Below are 14,651 nucleotides of genomic sequence, written 5' to 3'. Positions count from 1 at the left end.
GGGGGACACGATGAAGATAGGGAAACCGATTAGAAAGAAGGTATACGGATTTATTTTGCAAGACAATGAAGTTGGAGAAAAGACCTTATTAGTTTATCTTAATGTACCAGAAGTACCCTTTAGATTAGTAGGTGGTAATGTCGATGCCGGGGAAACAGAAGAAGAAGCCTTATTCAGGGAAATTCAAGAAGAAAGTGGACTTAAACAATTTAAATTAGTAAAGAAAATAGGAACACAATATTATTATAAGGATTATATAGATGCAAATGTTGAAAGACATGACTACCTTCTGATTCCAGAAACAAGATTACCTGAAAAGTGGAGATTCACTGGAGAGGGTGAAGGAGAGGACTGTGGAACTGTTTTTAACTACCAGTGGATAAAACAAGATGAAATATACTTATTAGATAAAGAATTTAGAGAATATATGTCGGAAAAATACATACAAGAATTGTTCGGCAATGGATAGGAGGTAACTACCATGCCCATTAGATGATCCTTACTCTGAGGTGATAGATATGAATAATCGTAAAATCTTCTCATTTCTTCCTTTGATCATTTTTTTATTTATAATATGGTACCTTTTGATGGCAAGTACATCTGCTGTTGTTAATGTAGTGTCAGTAGATAAAAGAGAAATAGTAGTACAAAATATGAGCGGTGATCAAACTACAGTCACAATCCCAAAAGGAATATTTAAGTTGATTAATATAAATGAGGAGTACTTTGTTTCCTATAATAGTAGAATAGGGCAAAAACCTTTTTTAACTTCAATAGAACCAAGTGCTAAATGATTATTGGAAGCAGATTTAACAATAGAACTTATGAATAAAATGGCTGATATATAAAGCATAAAATTGGTGGGATTACTTTGCGTGTAGTAAAGCATATCATGTTATGGTTTGTTTCGACGATTTTATTCACCTTGGCCACTTTTGGATTAGAGCTATGGGAAGGAAATAAGATCAGTACGACTGAATACTATGGGTTTCAAAATATAGGGTTTGTTTTTATTTTCTTAGCATTTCTTTTTTCAGCCGTTCTTTACCCAATTATAATTTTTCCTTTCTCTTGGGTTGTTCGAATGATTGCAAATCCTTTGATTACCCGCATAATGATATTGCTTCTGAGTGGTATCGGGGGATATGTTTTCTTTTACAAGGCATACGATGAACGCTTTATACAGGAATATCATTTGAATAGTAGTATAGCCATTATCCTTTTTGGTATTGCCGGTTCCATTTATGTCTTGGTGGATTATTATCTTGATCAGAGGAGTTGAATATATGAGCTATTTTGAAAGAGTTAATAAAATATCAAACATTTTATTTTGTGTTTTTGGATTGTTTTTTATTTTGACTATTATTTTCTTTTCTACTAGCAGCTTCTCAGAAATCTTGCGTTATAATTTCACAAATGACTTAAGAGGAGCAATGATTACAGTCATAAGTTTTATGATCTCTTTATTTTCACTTGCCCTGGGCATTACTTTGAAATGTCTTGTAAAAGACTCTGATGAAACGATCCAGCTTATCGCCACAAGAATAAAGTAGTTGTTGAAATCTCAGCATGTATAACAAATCCCTGCAACATTTGCTTATGATGAAACCATTATATTGGATATTCGTATTCCTATAAAATGATGTTGAAAGGTCGTGTGCGTGATGGATAATGGGTATTTTGTTGGATGGGGTACATTAGCATTAATAAATGCTGGGTTAGCACAAGGTAAAAATAGGAGTGGATTAAATTGGTTTTTAATTTCTTTGCTTTGTGGCCCATTGGCTACATTTTTTCTTGTAATATCGAGTAAGCTGCAAATTCATTAGCCCATTATATTTCGGGAGGGGATTTTTTGCTGAAAGCACTAAGGTTGTTCGGTATTTTATTTAGTGCAGCAACAATCATTCTGGCAATACTATTTTTCCGCGGTCAGGATCAAGTGATCATGTCTTGGACAATGATGGGGATGTGTGGAGCTCTGATTTTTAATGGAGGAGCTACCTATTTTAAAACTAAAGATAAAATGGCTGCTCTGTCTTCGATTGTTGGGATGGTACTCTTAATATTCTCCCTTACTAAATTTCCATTTTAATAAAAAACCCCATCAACCTATAAAGGTCGGTGGGGCTTTTTTACGTTTTATCTCTTTTTCAATCAAGTTATAGTAGGTTGCTGCAGGCTATGCTTATTTCTTTTTCTTCTTTGTAGGTCCAATCTGGCGCCTTACTTTATTGTTCTCATCAACCTCAATAATATAAATGTCCTTCACTGTACCGGAAAGAGTAAACCATTCACGTAGAGCATCAGCTTCAGTCATTGGTCCCAATATTCGTTTTCCCCTATAACATATAAAAAACACTCCTACTCCTTAGTGAGTTTGCGAAAATGCAATAATCCTCAAAACGATACTCATTAACGATTTTCAGTAAGTCTCATTATTTTATATTAATGCTAAATTATAGGAGATGCAATATTGAGAGATTATTCCTGTTTAGTTCAAATAACATTTAGATAAGGAATCATAGGGATGAGGCCCCATAAGGAGAGATAAAGGGTTCCAGATATAATTGATAATCATTATCAATGTTTGAGATGTAATTAACTTAAATAGATTGTGTAACGGATCGGAGTGAAATGTAAGATGAAGTTGGAAGATCATATTGCCGCATGGATTTATGCAGCCGTTAATGTGCTGGATATTCGACATGCTGTGATGGAGCCTGGGGATAAGCTGCAAGGCTAAATATTGATTTTTCGTATTATTCCGATATCTAATCTTTTGATAAGCAGCTAGATTTTGTAGTTGAGAAGCTAGTGTCAACATATGAAAAAAATAGAAAGCTAGATGATAAAACAGCTGTTATCCCTAATTTAAGAGGGAAATCGTATTTCGGTCTGTTTTTACTCCTAGGAATATTGCTGCTGCTTTCAGTAGCGGCTTCTTTCTCTTTTGGCTCTGATTCCATGAGCCTGAAGATGGCATGGACAGCGATAGAATTGAAAGGATTGTAAACAGGCTTCCACGTATTTCATGTTGCAAAAGTGGGAAGGAAATTATATATCAGTAAAGCGGAATTTAGGAATTGGTTGGAGGATAGAAGCGATGATATTTTCCCAGAGGATCACATGAACTGATACGAAAAGTAATCGCGATTCGTATCAAATTCGTATCACAGGGGTTTTTAATAGAATGATAAGTGAATAGAAAACAAAAAAAGCCTTGAAATTCAAGGCTTTTCGATATAGGACGGATGGGGTTCGAACCCATGACCCCTACCCTGTCAAGATAGTGCTCTCCCGCTGAGCTACCGTCCTGCGACGAATTTCATAATACCATACGATAGAGTAGGATGGCAATTCTTTTTTTACAATCTATAGGGATGATAGTTTACATAGTCTTTAAAATAATAATAAGAAAAGGGGATGCCGCTCCATCCCCATGAGCCACGTCAGATAAAGAACGGGAGTAGAAATATATCGCTTATGCCGAAAAAAGGGATGCGTCGTGGAAAGAAGCGACGTCTTGGGAAAAAGCCAGGCCGGAAGCCAAATTGTCTATACGCCGATTCGTGTGTAGGCATTCCGTTTAAACGTTCTACCATTTCGTTGCTAGGAACCGCAAGAGTAACATAGTTTTGATCTACATGGGCAATAAAGCCATCAAAGGACTGACCGTCAGTCGTTGTAATACCAACGTATTTGTTCATACAATTCCAACTGACCTGTTGATGTAAATTTGCATTTGTATCCATAAATAACCTCCTCAATTGAATAACCCTGATAACAGTCTATGGTTCGTAGCCTATAACGTTCACGGCGTTAGCCCATAGGGCAACCATAAAATTTGGGTTATTTTGTGTGAGGTGGTGGTTGTGTATTGGAGCGGAATCACTTTCTACCCTTGAATAATAGTGAAAATTATCCATTATCTGTTTGTTTGACGTTGAAACGATTCTAAAAGTTGCGTCGTATACTTAACCAAGTGCTTTTTTATGGAAATACTCCTTAAGCGCTTATGATAAAATGGAGGGTAATGTACAGCAGTTAGATAAAAATTGAAAGAAAAAGGAGCTTGAGATCTTGCCGCAAAATGAGCAGAAAAAGAATTCTTCCACGCCATGGAAATGGTTGGGGGGCGGGGCGGCGATGCTCCTATTTAAAGGAAAGGCGATTTTGTCTCTTCTGAAAATAGGTAAAATTGCCGGGCCGTTAATATCAATGATGATTTCAATATGGGCTTATGCTTTGATTTATCCGTGGGGGTTTGCCGTGGGCTTTGTCCTGCTCCTGCTAGTCCATGAATTAGGACATGTAATAGCAGCGAAACGGATCGGGCTTCCAGTCAGCGCTCCGCTGTTTATACCATTTTTGGGAGCTTTAATTACAATGAAGAAACAGCCGCTGGATGCCCAGACAGAAGCTTATATTGCTTTTGGAGGTCCGATCTTAGGAACCATTGGGGCTACAGCCGTTTTTGGAGCGGCTTATTACATGGATAGTCCACTTCTCTATTCCTTGGCTTATATAGGTTTTTTACTTAATCTGATCAATCTGCTGCCGATTCACCCGCTTGACGGCGGCCGTATTGCAACCGCGGTGACGCGCTGGCTGTGGCTTGTGGGGCTCGTGGGTGGTTTAGCCATCATCATCTATATGCGTTCGATCTTGTTCTTTATTATTTGGGCGTTATTTGCTTACGATCTGTATAACAAATATGTGAAGAGACGCACTAACAATCGCCTTTATTCTGTAACGAAGAGTTTCTTAATTCCAGTAGAGCCACTTAGAGATGCAGGCTACATGATTCCAGGACCAGAGCATAGAAGAGATTTACCTTTTACTACTTACAGTGATTTGGAAAGACAGCAGTATGTAGGGGTGAGATGGGATCAACTGAACTACATTGGTAGAGCTACGCTTCCGCAGCAATGCATCATTGAAAAGGTACGTATCTCGCAGCTAGAGCCTGTGACCTTAGAGAATGGGCTTCATCTAAAGATGAATTGTGATATCAGCTATTCTGTCTATGAGAACGACAAGTATTACGATGTGCCGGCTAGCTCACGCTGGAAATACGGTATCGCTTATTTTGTATTAGCTGGCTTTTTGGGAGGAATGATGTACATGGTCCATGCCGTTGGAAATGTGAATCTATAAGGGTTAGAATCGGGCAATGAAGTGATCCAATGGTTTATAAAACTCATGAACCGTCAAAGCTGTAATGAGAATAACCGCAGTTGAACGGTGAAAGGAGTAAAACCATGCCTAAATTTTTGAAATGGGAAGTCAGCGTTTGTCTGCTGTTACTGATGGTCTTGGGAGGATGTTCCGAGGCGAAGCCAACAAAAATCATGGAAATCAAAGAAATGACTAACCTAGATGGAAAGCCAAAAGGTCAGTACCCTCCATTGTCACCAGTGATGCAAGACACATACAATCGTTCGATTCCTGAAGAAGTATATTCTGCAGATTAGAGTAGTGACAGAAGACGATTTCTCATGCTCAGGCTTTTCTTTCTAGTCGAATTTTTATATAATAGACAACTATCGTTGGATATATATAGAGAGAGGAGTTTGGGACTAACATGGCGGCAGAAATCTTACGGGTAACTACAGAGGAACAGCTTCAAATGGGGCTGGATATTCGTACCAAAGTATTTGTAGAGGAACAAATGGTACCGGCTGAGGAAGAAATTGATGAATACGATGTTATCGGTCCGAATGCGCACCATATTCTAATTATAGATGAAGGTGTACCTGTGGCTACAGGAAGATTGATTTATTACAAAGCAGGTACAGCCAAAATGCAGCGTATCGCCGTACTGAAAGATTATCGAGTCAAAGGATACGGACGTGTTCTGTTGCTAGCTATGGAAGAGCTTGCTCGGGAACTTGGACTGGAAGCTTCGATTCTTGATGCACAGTGCCAAGCTGAGAATTTCTACAAGAAGCTAGGATATGAAGTGATTTCAACGGAACCTTTTTATGACGCAGGTATTCTACATGTACGGATGCAGAAAACGCTTTAAGATTTGCACACATAATTTACCGTCTCATTACGCAAGCTAGGATGTGCCATATGATGGCAAATCCAAGAGCAAGGGGCGAACTGAAGTGCCAAATAACGAACGCGAAAGTTTCGTAGCTGTACAGAAAAATGGAGACGGAGATTTAACCAGTTTCCAGACCTCTACAGGACGTGTCCTGGCGTATGATCAAGCGCTTCAAGAAGTACAGGCCGGAAATATTGCCGGAGTGAATGCTTTTAAAGGTAAAGACGGAGGAACTTATATTCGCGGCGACGCGGATGGGGATCCAACCAACAATTTGGATAATCTTCCGAGTTTCTCATAGTTCTAAAGGCAAAGACCGTACACACGTCATCAGACGTCAATGTACGGTCTTTTTTTAATCATAATCAGAGTTTATAAATTACATGCTGCTCAATAAACTCCATCTCTCCAGTAAGCCCGACGAATTGAGGTTGTTCATCGCTATAATGCATGAGCTTGATGATACGTCGAACATCTTCAGGTAAAGACATTAACTCCTCCAGTGTGGTGTGAACAACACCTGATCCACCAAGCTGACAGTCATGCAGAATCATTCGGATGCCGCGCTCACGGACAAGGCTTATAAGTAGATCCGGTTGAAAAGTCATATCTGCGCTGTAGAAAATCTCATTATTTATTAGAAGGGAATAGCTATCTTTGCCAGGAATATGCGGCGTATGTATGATCTCGAGCGAAAGAGAAGGCGCGAGCTTGTACGTAATTCCGGGTTTCATAGATGTAACCTCGAAGATATCGGTCAGGGAGGCTACTGCATCTTTTTGATATAATCCACCCTTTAAGGTGTTGTTCCAAAGTGGCTCAACAAGCGTCTCTGGTAAATGTAATCTCATTGTTTTCCCGTATACGTGTTTTAGCGTAAGTGCTAGCTCTTCCAGACCTCCAACATGGTCCGCATGAATATGCGTAATTAGAGTAGCGTTAACGTCACTGAAGGATTTCCCGATGGTATGCATGGCAAGTGGGGCTGTAATCCCGCAATCAATCAGTAGGGTATAATCATCAGCTAGTAGCAAGCCATTATTGTTAAAATAGTTTTTAGCAAAAGCATTGCCAGTTCCTAGCATTTGTAGGCTCAGACTCATAAGAAAGTACCCTCCTGAAATCGCTGTTAGCTAATATATCAACTTTGAACAAGTACATAATATCATTTTTCGGAAGATGAATGAAATATTTACCTACAATTAGCGCAACTTGCTGAGACAAAGTAAGTATACATTAATAGCATGAATTATTTGGAGGGTTTCAAATGAATAGATGGAAAAAAGTCACTTTATGTGTGTTTGCTTTTTCCTTGATGGGTGGCTCCTTATTGTTCGCCGATTCTGTGAGTAAGAAAATCAGGGTATGGAACAACGGGACGGAAATTGTAGACGGCGGTTATTTGATTGATGGAAAAACATATATTCCCGCTAGAGAAGCGGGCGGGGTAGTGAATTGGGATGGATCTGGAAAAGTGACGATTCTTAAGCCTAATGTTCATATTGTTCTTTTTAAGGATAATACGGTCTTTGGTAACGTAAACGTAGGCAAGCTTAAGATTAAAATATTAACCCAGGTAGATAGCTTAACAGAAGAGGTTTCAGCTGTAAAAGTAGCCATAACGGACCCCTCTGGTAATGTTAAGGATATTCAGTCGCAGGAGCTTGAAGGCTCGCAGAAGGATAATTTCTGGTTTCCGACCTCGGAGTTTACTTATGATTTTAAAGAAACCGGCAAATATCGGGTAGGCTTCTACATGAAAGCTTCCAAAAATGCGGATTACGTTCTTGTGTCAGAAAAGGTAATTACAGCTCTTAATTAAGGGTTCTAAATTGACCTGAACTAATCTAACGTGGTAGTATACCAGATGTAGGATAATACAATTCAAAGTGAGGTATTACAATGAGCGATCACAAACATGAGCATGGTGAAGCATGCGGTTGCGGGCATGATCACGACCATGAGCACGAGGAGTTTGTGCTGACCTTGACGAACGAGCAGGGCGAAGATGTTGAAATGGTATTGGTTGAAACTTTCGACATCGGTGAGAAACTATACGCGCTGCTGTTAGAAAAGGAAAATCCTGAAGCGGATGGCATTATTCTGCGTATGGAAGAAGAAGACGAAGAAATGGTATTGTACAATATCGAAGATGAAGAAGAATGGAAAGCTGTTGAAGAAGCTTACAACAATCTGCTTGCTCAGCAAGAATAGATTTTAGCGACTAAATTAAGCTGTTCTATTGTGTATATGACAGTTGATGTTTATATACAGAAACCCGATACTTATTATGGTATCGGGTTTTTGTATAAATGAATGAAGTTTTTTAGGAAAATGATGGATCTTAGGAAATAGGATCGGCTTCTACAATCACTTTTATGTTCGTGATGCTGCGATCTTCAGGACCTTTAACCGGAAGTCCGATCTCCACATGGTCAATAATATAATCGATGTTATCCTGAGTGATAACCTCGCCAGGGAGAAGAATAGGAATTCCAGGCGGATATACATATATAAACTCTGCAATAATGTAGCCAGCAGATTCACGGAATGGAACTAACTGCGTATCCGCATAAAAAGCGTCCCTTGGAATCAGAGCAAGCTGTGGAATTTCTGGAACCTGAACCTTAAGTTCGTAGATTTCACCCTTGCTGTAATGAATGGCGGACAACACCCTAAGTGCAGCTAATAATTTATCTACTGATTCTTGGGTATCACCTGGGGTAATAAGGCAAAGAATATTATACATGTCACTTAGTTCTACTTCGATGTTGTACTTTTCGCGCAGCCAGTTTTCGGTTTCGTATCCTGTGATCCCTAAATGGCGCACATGAATGTTGAGCTTAGTTGGGTCATGATCAAATGTTGCTTCTGTCCCAAGGATCTCTTTTCCAAAGCTGTACAGGCCTTCGATGGTATTGATCGTTTCGCGTGCGTAGTTGGACAGTCTGATGGTTCTTTCCGCCATTTCATGACCGTTCAGCGCGAGATTACGTCTTGATGTATCCAAAGACGCTAATAAAATATATGAGGTAGATGTTGTAGTCAGCATGCTCATAATGGTCTGTACCCGTTGCGGGTTAATCAGACCCGTCTTAGCATTAAGATTCAGTACCGAGCTTTGCGTCATGGAGCCGCCAAGTTTATGCACACTAGTGGCAGCGATGTCCGCGCCGGCCTGCATGGCCGATACCGGCAGATCCTCATGAAAATGAATCAGTACTCCATGTGCCTCGTCCACCAATACGGGTACACCGTAACGGTGAGCCAGGTCGACAATCGAACGCAGGTCGGCGCATACACCGAAGTACGTGGGATTGATTACTAGAACTCCTTTGGCGTCTGGATGACGCCTTAACGCTCGTTCCAGCGAACTGGTCGTTATGCCGTGATCTATCCCGAGATTCTCATCCTGAACAGGCGAGACAAACACAGGCTTGGCTCCGGAGAAGATAATGGCCGACATCACAGATTTATGAATGTTGCGCGGCACAATTATTTTATCACCCGGTGAGCAGACAGAGAGGATCATCGTCATGATGGCATTGCTCGTGCCCTGTACGCTAAAATACGTATAGTCGGCGCCGAAAGCCTTCGCAGCCAGCTTCTGAGCTTCCTGGATTACTCCAGTTGGCTGATGTAGATCATCAAGCGGTGCGATGTTGATTAGATCGATGGATAGAGCGTTATCGCCGATAAACTCACGGAATTCGGCATCGGTTCCTAGCCCCTTCTTATGCCCCGGGATATGAAATTGAACGGGATTGCCGGCGGCATGCTTTTTTAAAGCTGTGAAGAGGGGAGTACGGTGTTGATTCATTTAATGCTGTCACAACCTTTCGCGAATATTAAAATTTAAGGCAAGCATCAGTATAACAAAACAATCTACAGAATACTAGGATTTGGATGTGATAGAATGTCCACAAAAGCTGCGCAACGTACACATATCAGTTTGACGTCGCCATTTATCATGGAGATGTGGGTAATTATTTTTTTAGTTGAGTTTGTTAAAGGGTCGCTACTTGTCGCTTTGTTACCCGTATATATGGAGAATATTTTGGGTCTATCTGTTACGGTAGTAGGCTTTGCCTTTGCACTCCAGTATTTGGGGGATAATCTATTCCGCAGTCCTTCTGGCTGGGTTATGGAGCGCATAGGATTTCGCTGGACCATGACAAGTGCCTTGTTGTTGATCCTAGTAGCTGTTGGAATGATAATATATGCCAAAACAGCAGTTACGCTCTCGATTGCCTGTCTTATTCTTGGGATCGGGACATCCCCGCTTTGGCCTTGTGTGATGACCGGAATAACGGAATTGGCGGGATCTACTAAAAGCGGCAGCAGTGGAGCAGCTATGGGTGCTGTAGAGATGGCATCGCTCGCAGGAACGGGAATCGGTCCGATTGTAGTGAATTTTTTGATGGATCAGGGTGGACAAAGCTATCGTGTAGCCTTTTTGGTCCTGCTAGGGTGTGCTGCTGTAGTAGTTGTAGTTGCGCTTTTTCTACCTAAAAGAATCTCGTCAAGTGGCACTCATGCAGTTGTAAGGGACATGCAGGGGCTCGGCGGAGCTATTGAGCGTAAAAAAATCAGTCCATTAGAAAGTATAAAAAGAACACTGCATCAGGTCAGAACGACGCTTAAAGTCAGTCGCCTACTATATCCGGCCTTATTTCTTCAGGCTTTTGCCATTGGCTTGATGACGCCTGTAGTTACCTTGTTTGCACGTACGGAGCTTCATGTTAGTCCGAATCAATTTAGTCTGCTTCTGATTGCAGGTGGGGGAATTACGGTGCTTGCTCTAATTCCAGCAGGCAAGCTGGTGGACCGAATAGGAACAACTGTGTTTCTGAACATTGGCTTTTTGCTTGCCGCCTTTTCCCTTGCCCTGTTCTCACAGGTACGCTGGCTCCCGCTTGCTTTTATCGCGGTGGCATTGGTCGGTATAAGCTACGCGCTTATTCTCCCGGCATGGAACGCCTTTCTGGCTAAGCAAGTGCCTAAGGGGGAACGAGGGACTGTCTGGGGGCTTTTCTTGACCTTGCAAGGCTCAGGGATGGTGGCAGGACCAGTGATATCAGGGAGACTATGGGACCATGTAGGTCACGGTGTTCCGTTTCTGATGAGTGCAATTGTTATGTTGATACTCTTTGGGCTGCATTTACTAATTGTACACAGAACGAAGTTGAAATTTAAAACTAGTTGACCTTAGATGTGAAAAGCCGCTGACAACCTGAGAATTAGTTGTCAGCGGCTTTTTTTAGGAATTAAAAGGACTAAAAGAAATAAAAAATTCAATCAGCGTTTGGAGAAAGTCTGTTGCGGGTAAAAATAGTCAATAAACCAAGTTACCGCTACATAAACTGAAGTATAAAATAAGACTAAGACGAACGCAAAAGTAACTACTACTTGAAGAGGTCCGGCAGCCATAAATAATCGGAAATTGAACAATTGTGTTGGCTTTGCAGATGTGAAGCAGTTAGGGGGGAGTGCCGTGAACAAAAACGACGAGGTGGAGTATTGTAACCTGGAGCTGCGTTTCGACAGACAGCATATCCAGGACCTGATCAAGGATTTGATTCAAAAAGGTTATTCCCTATATTGGAGCGAGAACGAACAGGTCTTTGTAATTTCGGTCCGTACGGGTCGTAAACTGGTGAAATTACGTTTTCAAAGGATCAAAGATGGCTATAAACTCGTGGGTGACTATATGATTCGTGATGCTCGCTTGTCAGAATGGATGGAGAAGTTAATTGGGGACATGCGAGGCCATGCCATTGTAAAGCGCTTCAGAGACCGTCAGATTATTATTGAAAATATTTTGTTCGGCGAAGTGATTCGTCTTGTCGAAATCTCGGGTTATCAGCAGCGAGTCTTATACCAGAAGGGTCCTATGCTCACCGATGAGGAGCTGACCAAGCTCTATTATTCTGTTGAAGGAGAGGAACGAATTCGCCAGCGCAGGATTGAAGTGGATGAGCAGCTGGATCGATTAAATGATGCACTTAAGGCTGAGGATATGATTCGCGCGGAGAAATGCCGAGCTCAGCTTACCTTTTTGACGAAGGAATTGTATATGTTAGAATGGTAAACAAGGTGCCGAAATAAGTTGCTTAGGGGCACCCCGAATTTCGGGGTGTCTTAGATTTGTTTGATAACTTGCAGACAGGGGTTCACTTCTGGTGCTAAAAACGTTAAAATAGTCATTGTGATCATTTTCATATTGGCAATGGTTTTGTCGATGAATTTGATCTTTATTCGCAGGGCAGGCTTTGCTGTCTCTAATAAAGGGTGGTATTCTTATACTGCGAGAAATGGATTTCCCAAAAATATAGGGTGCAAAGGGTGGAGGACCAGATGGCAAAACAACAAATCGGCGTTATTGGCTTGGCGGTAATGGGCAAGAATTTGGCTCTAAATATCGAAAGCAAAGGTTTTTCCGTATCCGTGTTTAACCGCTCACCGGAGAAGACACATGATCTTCTTGCTGAGGCGGAAGGTAAAAACCTCGTAGGCACATTTTCTGTTGAGGAATTTGTAGCTTCGCTGGAAACACCGCGCAAAATTCTGATCATGGTTCAAGCTGGTAAAGCTACTGATGCTACCATCGAGCAACTGTTGCCGCATCTTGATCAAGGCGACATTATTATCGACGGAGGAAATGCTTATTTCCCTGATACGGTTCGTCGCAGTAAATATCTGGAAGAAAAAGGTTTCCGCTTTGTCGGAACTGGGGTTTCTGGCGGTGAAGAAGGAGCTCTTAAAGGTCCTTCCATTATGCCTGGCGGTCAAGAAAGCGCGTATAAGCTAGTTGAACCAATCCTAACTGCAATCTCAGCTAAAGTTAACGGTGAGCCTTGCTGTACATATATCGGACCAGACGGTGCGGGACACTATGTTAAAATGGTGCACAACGGTATCGAATATGGTGATATGCAATTGATCTGTGAAGCTTATCAGCTGCTCAAAGACGTTCTAGGTCTGGATGCAAAAGAACTTCACAACATTTTCAAAGAGTGGAATAGCGGTGAGCTCGACAGCTACCTGATCGAGATTACTACAGATATTTTTGCTCAGTATGATGAAGAAACTGGTAAACCAATGGTTGACGTGATCCTTGATTCCGCTGGCCAAAAGGGAACTGGTAAATGGACAAGCCAAAGCTCACTGGATCTTGGTGTACCTTTGTCCATGATTACCGAATCCGTATTCTCACGCTTCCTCTCTGCAATGAAGGATGAGCGCGTAGAAGCAAGCAAAGTGCTTAACGGACCAGAAGCTACACCATTTGATGGTGACAAAGCTGAATTCATTGAGAACGTGCGTAAAGCATTGTTTGCAAGTAAAATCGTATCCTATGCTCAAGGTTTCGCTCAACTTCGCGTAGCTTCCGACGAATACGGTTGGGATCTGAAATATGGCGAGTTGGCTAAAATTTGGCGCGGTGGCTGCATTATCCGTTCCCGTTTCCTACAAAACATCACGGATGCTTACGAGAACAATGCAGATCTTAAGAACCTATTGCTTGATCCTTTCTTCAAGGATGTTATGGATAATTACCAATCCGCATGGCGTAAAGTTATCGCTTCAGCTGTAACGATGGGTGTTCCAGTACCTGGATTCTCCAGCGCATTGGCTTACTATGATAGCTATCGTACAGAAAGACTGCCTGCGAACCTGCTTCAGGCTCAACGCGATTACTTCGGCGCACATACGTTCAAACGTGTAGACAAAGAAGGCGTTTTCCACCACAACTGGATGTCTGCAGAATAATCTAGTTTATTACGGTTATAAGCAATAACGCCTTCGGCGTCCCTAAAGGACGGTAAGAAGCGTTTATGCGAGAAATATAAGGTTAATGTATAACATGAAACTTGTACTTTCTTATATTTTAAAAAAGTGGCCCGAATTGCTTCACCAGAAATGGGGAGGCTTTCGGGCCTTTTTTGTTGAAGTTTTGATGTGTATTTACTAAGTGAAGCAGATTGTCTAATGTTTTGACCCTGTGTTATGATATGACAAATATCGCGGTTGGAGGATAGACATGGCTGGGGATACAGAAGAATTTAAAAAGTTCAACGAAGAGCAAAGAAATAAGAACATTATTTTAGTAGGGATGATGGCAACTGGGAAGTCAACAGTAGGCGCAATTTTGGCCGAGGAACTGGGTTACGAGCTGGTTGATCTGGATCATGTCATTGTTGAAACTGAAGGCCGAAGTATTGCAGAAATTTTCGCGGAAGATGGAGAGCATTACTTTCGAAGCGTGGAAACAGCAGTACTAAAGCGTATGCTAGAGTCTGAGAATAAATTAATATCTACTGGTGGTGGCGCGGTATTGGCGCCGGGGAATACAGATTTAATGCTGAGTAAAGGGCATGTGGTTGCGCTAACGGCAACAGAAGAAGAGATTATTGCCCGCGTTAGTGGAGATCAGAATCGTCCGCTGCTCGCCGGCAATGCAGAAGAACGGGTTAGACGTATCATGGAAGACCGTCGAGAAGCTTACCTGTTCGCGCATTACACGGTCGATACAACGGGACTGACAGCGGCAGAAGTGTCGCAATATATTTTAATGCATTACCGCGGCTGAGCT

At 41.6% G+C, this 14,651-nt stretch carries 20 protein-coding genes and 1 tRNA gene; 16 read left to right on the top strand and 5 right to left on the bottom strand.

The features are described 5' to 3' along the window. The first annotated feature begins 10 nt into the window (after positions 1 to 10). The 5 genes from ACFWMP_RS03005 to ACFWMP_RS02985 all read left to right on the top strand — a co-directional run bounded on the left by ACFWMP_RS03005 (position 11) and on the right by ACFWMP_RS02985 (position 2,095). Positions 11 to 469: an NUDIX domain-containing protein gene (locus ACFWMP_RS03005; RefSeq protein WP_052404253.1), complete on the top strand. Its 459-nt coding sequence runs from the start codon at positions 11 to 13 to the stop codon at positions 467 to 469. A 118-nt stretch (positions 470 to 587) separates the two neighbouring features. Next, the gene (locus tag ACFWMP_RS03000; RefSeq protein WP_379421884.1) at positions 588 to 794 is read left to right on the top strand and encodes a hypothetical protein; all 207 of its coding nucleotides are present in this window, start codon (positions 588 to 590) and stop codon (positions 792 to 794) included. 77 nt (positions 795 to 871) lie between these two features. Further along, complete coding sequence (locus tag ACFWMP_RS02995) at positions 872 to 1,282, top strand: hypothetical protein (RefSeq protein ID WP_149644140.1); 411 nt, start codon at positions 872 to 874, stop codon at positions 1,280 to 1,282. A 4-nt stretch (positions 1,283 to 1,286) separates the two neighbouring features. Further along, positions 1,287 to 1,553, top strand: coding sequence for a hypothetical protein (locus tag ACFWMP_RS02990; RefSeq protein WP_076282964.1), 267 nt, complete (start codon positions 1,287 to 1,289; stop codon positions 1,551 to 1,553). Between the two features lie 302 nt (positions 1,554 to 1,855). Next, the gene (locus tag ACFWMP_RS02985; RefSeq protein ID WP_076282962.1) at positions 1,856 to 2,095 is read left to right on the top strand and encodes a hypothetical protein; all 240 of its coding nucleotides are present in this window, start codon (positions 1,856 to 1,858) and stop codon (positions 2,093 to 2,095) included. Between the two features lie 93 nt (positions 2,096 to 2,188). Here ACFWMP_RS02985 and ACFWMP_RS02980 read toward each other — a convergent pair whose 3' ends face one another. Beyond that, positions 2,189 to 2,329, bottom strand: a complete 141-nt coding sequence (locus ACFWMP_RS02980) for a hypothetical protein (protein WP_156113100.1) — start codon at positions 2,327 to 2,329, stop codon at positions 2,189 to 2,191. A 488-nt stretch (positions 2,330 to 2,817) separates the two neighbouring features. Between ACFWMP_RS02980 and ACFWMP_RS02975 the strand changes: the two genes are divergently transcribed. Further along, entirely contained in the window at positions 2,818 to 3,015 is a 198-nt protein-coding gene (locus ACFWMP_RS02975; protein ID WP_042187285.1) for a hypothetical protein, read from the top strand. Positions 3,016 to 3,246: 231 nt separating this feature from the next. On the opposite strand, the gene ACFWMP_RS02970 is transcribed toward ACFWMP_RS02975, so the two are convergent. Together ACFWMP_RS02970 and ACFWMP_RS02965 are read right to left on the bottom strand one after the other, a co-directional pair. Then, positions 3,247 to 3,318: transfer RNA gene (locus ACFWMP_RS02970), tRNA-Val, on the bottom strand. A gap of 134 nt (positions 3,319 to 3,452) precedes the next feature. Beyond that, positions 3,453 to 3,755, bottom strand: coding sequence for a hypothetical protein (locus ACFWMP_RS02965; RefSeq protein ID WP_042187286.1), 303 nt, complete (start codon positions 3,753 to 3,755; stop codon positions 3,453 to 3,455). A 328-nt stretch (positions 3,756 to 4,083) separates the two neighbouring features. On the opposite strand from ACFWMP_RS02965, the gene ACFWMP_RS02960 reads away from it, so the two are divergent. From ACFWMP_RS02960 to ACFWMP_RS02945, 4 genes are all read left to right on the top strand, one after another. After that, the gene (locus tag ACFWMP_RS02960; RefSeq protein WP_042187288.1) at positions 4,084 to 5,160 is read left to right on the top strand and encodes a site-2 protease family protein; all 1,077 of its coding nucleotides are present in this window, start codon (positions 4,084 to 4,086) and stop codon (positions 5,158 to 5,160) included. A gap of 104 nt (positions 5,161 to 5,264) precedes the next feature. Next, on the top strand, positions 5,265 to 5,477 hold the full coding sequence (locus ACFWMP_RS02955) for a hypothetical protein (protein WP_042187290.1): 213 nt from the start codon (positions 5,265 to 5,267) through the stop codon (positions 5,475 to 5,477). Positions 5,478 to 5,587: 110 nt separating this feature from the next. After that, positions 5,588 to 6,031, top strand: coding sequence for a GNAT family N-acetyltransferase (locus ACFWMP_RS02950; RefSeq protein WP_042187292.1), 444 nt, complete (start codon positions 5,588 to 5,590; stop codon positions 6,029 to 6,031). Between the two features lie 85 nt (positions 6,032 to 6,116). Then, a complete protein-coding gene (locus ACFWMP_RS02945) occupies positions 6,117 to 6,356 on the top strand; it encodes a DUF3892 domain-containing protein (RefSeq protein WP_042187294.1) in 240 nt (79 codons plus the stop codon). Positions 6,357 to 6,420: 64 nt separating this feature from the next. Here ACFWMP_RS02945 and ACFWMP_RS02940 read toward each other — a convergent pair whose 3' ends face one another. Further along, on the bottom strand, positions 6,421 to 7,158 hold the full coding sequence (locus ACFWMP_RS02940; protein ID WP_379421880.1) for an MBL fold metallo-hydrolase: 738 nt from the start codon (positions 7,156 to 7,158) through the stop codon (positions 6,421 to 6,423). 164 nt (positions 7,159 to 7,322) lie between these two features. Between ACFWMP_RS02940 and ACFWMP_RS02935 the strand changes: the two genes are divergently transcribed. Together ACFWMP_RS02935 and ACFWMP_RS02930 are read left to right on the top strand one after the other, a co-directional pair. Further along, complete coding sequence (locus ACFWMP_RS02935; RefSeq protein ID WP_042187298.1) at positions 7,323 to 7,877, top strand: copper amine oxidase; 555 nt, start codon at positions 7,323 to 7,325, stop codon at positions 7,875 to 7,877. An 80-nt stretch (positions 7,878 to 7,957) separates the two neighbouring features. Continuing rightward, positions 7,958 to 8,269 (top strand): DUF1292 domain-containing protein, encoded by a 312-nt coding sequence (locus ACFWMP_RS02930; protein WP_042187300.1) that lies wholly within the window; start codon positions 7,958 to 7,960, stop codon positions 8,267 to 8,269. A 130-nt stretch (positions 8,270 to 8,399) separates the two neighbouring features. Here ACFWMP_RS02930 and ACFWMP_RS02925 read toward each other — a convergent pair whose 3' ends face one another. Next, on the bottom strand, positions 8,400 to 9,875 hold the full coding sequence (locus tag ACFWMP_RS02925; RefSeq protein ID WP_042126789.1) for an aminotransferase class I/II-fold pyridoxal phosphate-dependent enzyme: 1,476 nt from the start codon (positions 9,873 to 9,875) through the stop codon (positions 8,400 to 8,402). Between the two features lie 96 nt (positions 9,876 to 9,971). Here ACFWMP_RS02925 and ACFWMP_RS02920 point away from each other — a divergent pair, with 96 nt between their 5' ends. From ACFWMP_RS02920 to ACFWMP_RS02905, 4 genes are all read left to right on the top strand, one after another. Beyond that, positions 9,972 to 11,261 carry an MFS transporter gene (locus tag ACFWMP_RS02920; RefSeq protein ID WP_042187302.1) on the top strand — a complete coding sequence of 430 codons (1,290 nt, stop codon included), beginning with the start codon at positions 9,972 to 9,974 and terminating at the stop codon, positions 11,259 to 11,261. Positions 11,262 to 11,549: 288 nt separating this feature from the next. Further along, positions 11,550 to 12,146 (top strand): hypothetical protein, encoded by a 597-nt coding sequence (locus ACFWMP_RS02915; RefSeq protein WP_042187304.1) that lies wholly within the window; start codon positions 11,550 to 11,552, stop codon positions 12,144 to 12,146. A 266-nt stretch (positions 12,147 to 12,412) separates the two neighbouring features. Beyond that, positions 12,413 to 13,828, top strand: coding sequence for an NADP-dependent phosphogluconate dehydrogenase (gndA, locus tag ACFWMP_RS02910; protein ID WP_042187305.1), 1,416 nt, complete (start codon positions 12,413 to 12,415; stop codon positions 13,826 to 13,828). 271 nt (positions 13,829 to 14,099) lie between these two features. Beyond that, positions 14,100 to 14,648, top strand: a complete 549-nt coding sequence (locus ACFWMP_RS02905; protein WP_042187307.1) for a shikimate kinase — start codon at positions 14,100 to 14,102, stop codon at positions 14,646 to 14,648. The last annotated feature ends 3 nt before the right edge of the window (positions 14,649 to 14,651 follow it).

The organism is Paenibacillus sp. NPDC058367 (assembly GCF_042723305.1).
In the GTDB taxonomy this organism is placed as follows: Bacteria; Bacillota; Bacilli; order Paenibacillales; family Paenibacillaceae; genus Paenibacillus_AQ.
The sequence above is the reverse complement of the archived record's forward strand: the minus strand, read 5'-3'. Positions and strand labels throughout refer to the sequence as shown.

What these genes read in the sequence shown, in the direction of transcription:
- ACFWMP_RS03005 (WP_052404253.1), top strand. Translation starts at nt 11, where the DNA reads ATGAAGATAGGGAAACCGATTAGAAAGAAGGTATACGGATTTATTTTG.
- ACFWMP_RS03000 (WP_379421884.1), top strand. Translation starts at nt 588, where the DNA reads ATGGCAAGTACATCTGCTGTTGTTAATGTAGTGTCAGTAGATAAAAGA.
- ACFWMP_RS02990 (WP_076282964.1), top strand. Translation starts at nt 1,287, where the DNA reads ATGAGCTATTTTGAAAGAGTTAATAAAATATCAAACATTTTATTTTGT.
- ACFWMP_RS02965 (WP_042187286.1), bottom strand. Translation starts at nt 3,755, where the DNA reads ATGGATACAAATGCAAATTTACATCAACAGGTCAGTTGGAATTGTATG.
- ACFWMP_RS02955 (WP_042187290.1), top strand. Translation starts at nt 5,265, where the DNA reads ATGCCTAAATTTTTGAAATGGGAAGTCAGCGTTTGTCTGCTGTTACTG.
- ACFWMP_RS02950 (WP_042187292.1), top strand. Translation starts at nt 5,588, where the DNA reads ATGGCGGCAGAAATCTTACGGGTAACTACAGAGGAACAGCTTCAAATG.
- ACFWMP_RS02940 (WP_379421880.1), bottom strand. Translation starts at nt 7,158, where the DNA reads ATGAGTCTGAGCCTACAAATGCTAGGAACTGGCAATGCTTTTGCTAAA.
- ACFWMP_RS02935 (WP_042187298.1), top strand. Translation starts at nt 7,323, where the DNA reads ATGAATAGATGGAAAAAAGTCACTTTATGTGTGTTTGCTTTTTCCTTG.
- ACFWMP_RS02930 (WP_042187300.1), top strand. Translation starts at nt 7,958, where the DNA reads ATGAGCGATCACAAACATGAGCATGGTGAAGCATGCGGTTGCGGGCAT.
- ACFWMP_RS02925 (WP_042126789.1), bottom strand. Translation starts at nt 9,875, where the DNA reads ATGAATCAACACCGTACTCCCCTCTTCACAGCTTTAAAAAAGCATGCC.
- ACFWMP_RS02920 (WP_042187302.1), top strand. Translation starts at nt 9,972, where the DNA reads ATGTCCACAAAAGCTGCGCAACGTACACATATCAGTTTGACGTCGCCA.
- gndA (WP_042187305.1), top strand. Translation starts at nt 12,413, where the DNA reads ATGGCAAAACAACAAATCGGCGTTATTGGCTTGGCGGTAATGGGCAAG.
- ACFWMP_RS02905 (WP_042187307.1), top strand. Translation starts at nt 14,100, where the DNA reads ATGGCTGGGGATACAGAAGAATTTAAAAAGTTCAACGAAGAGCAAAGA.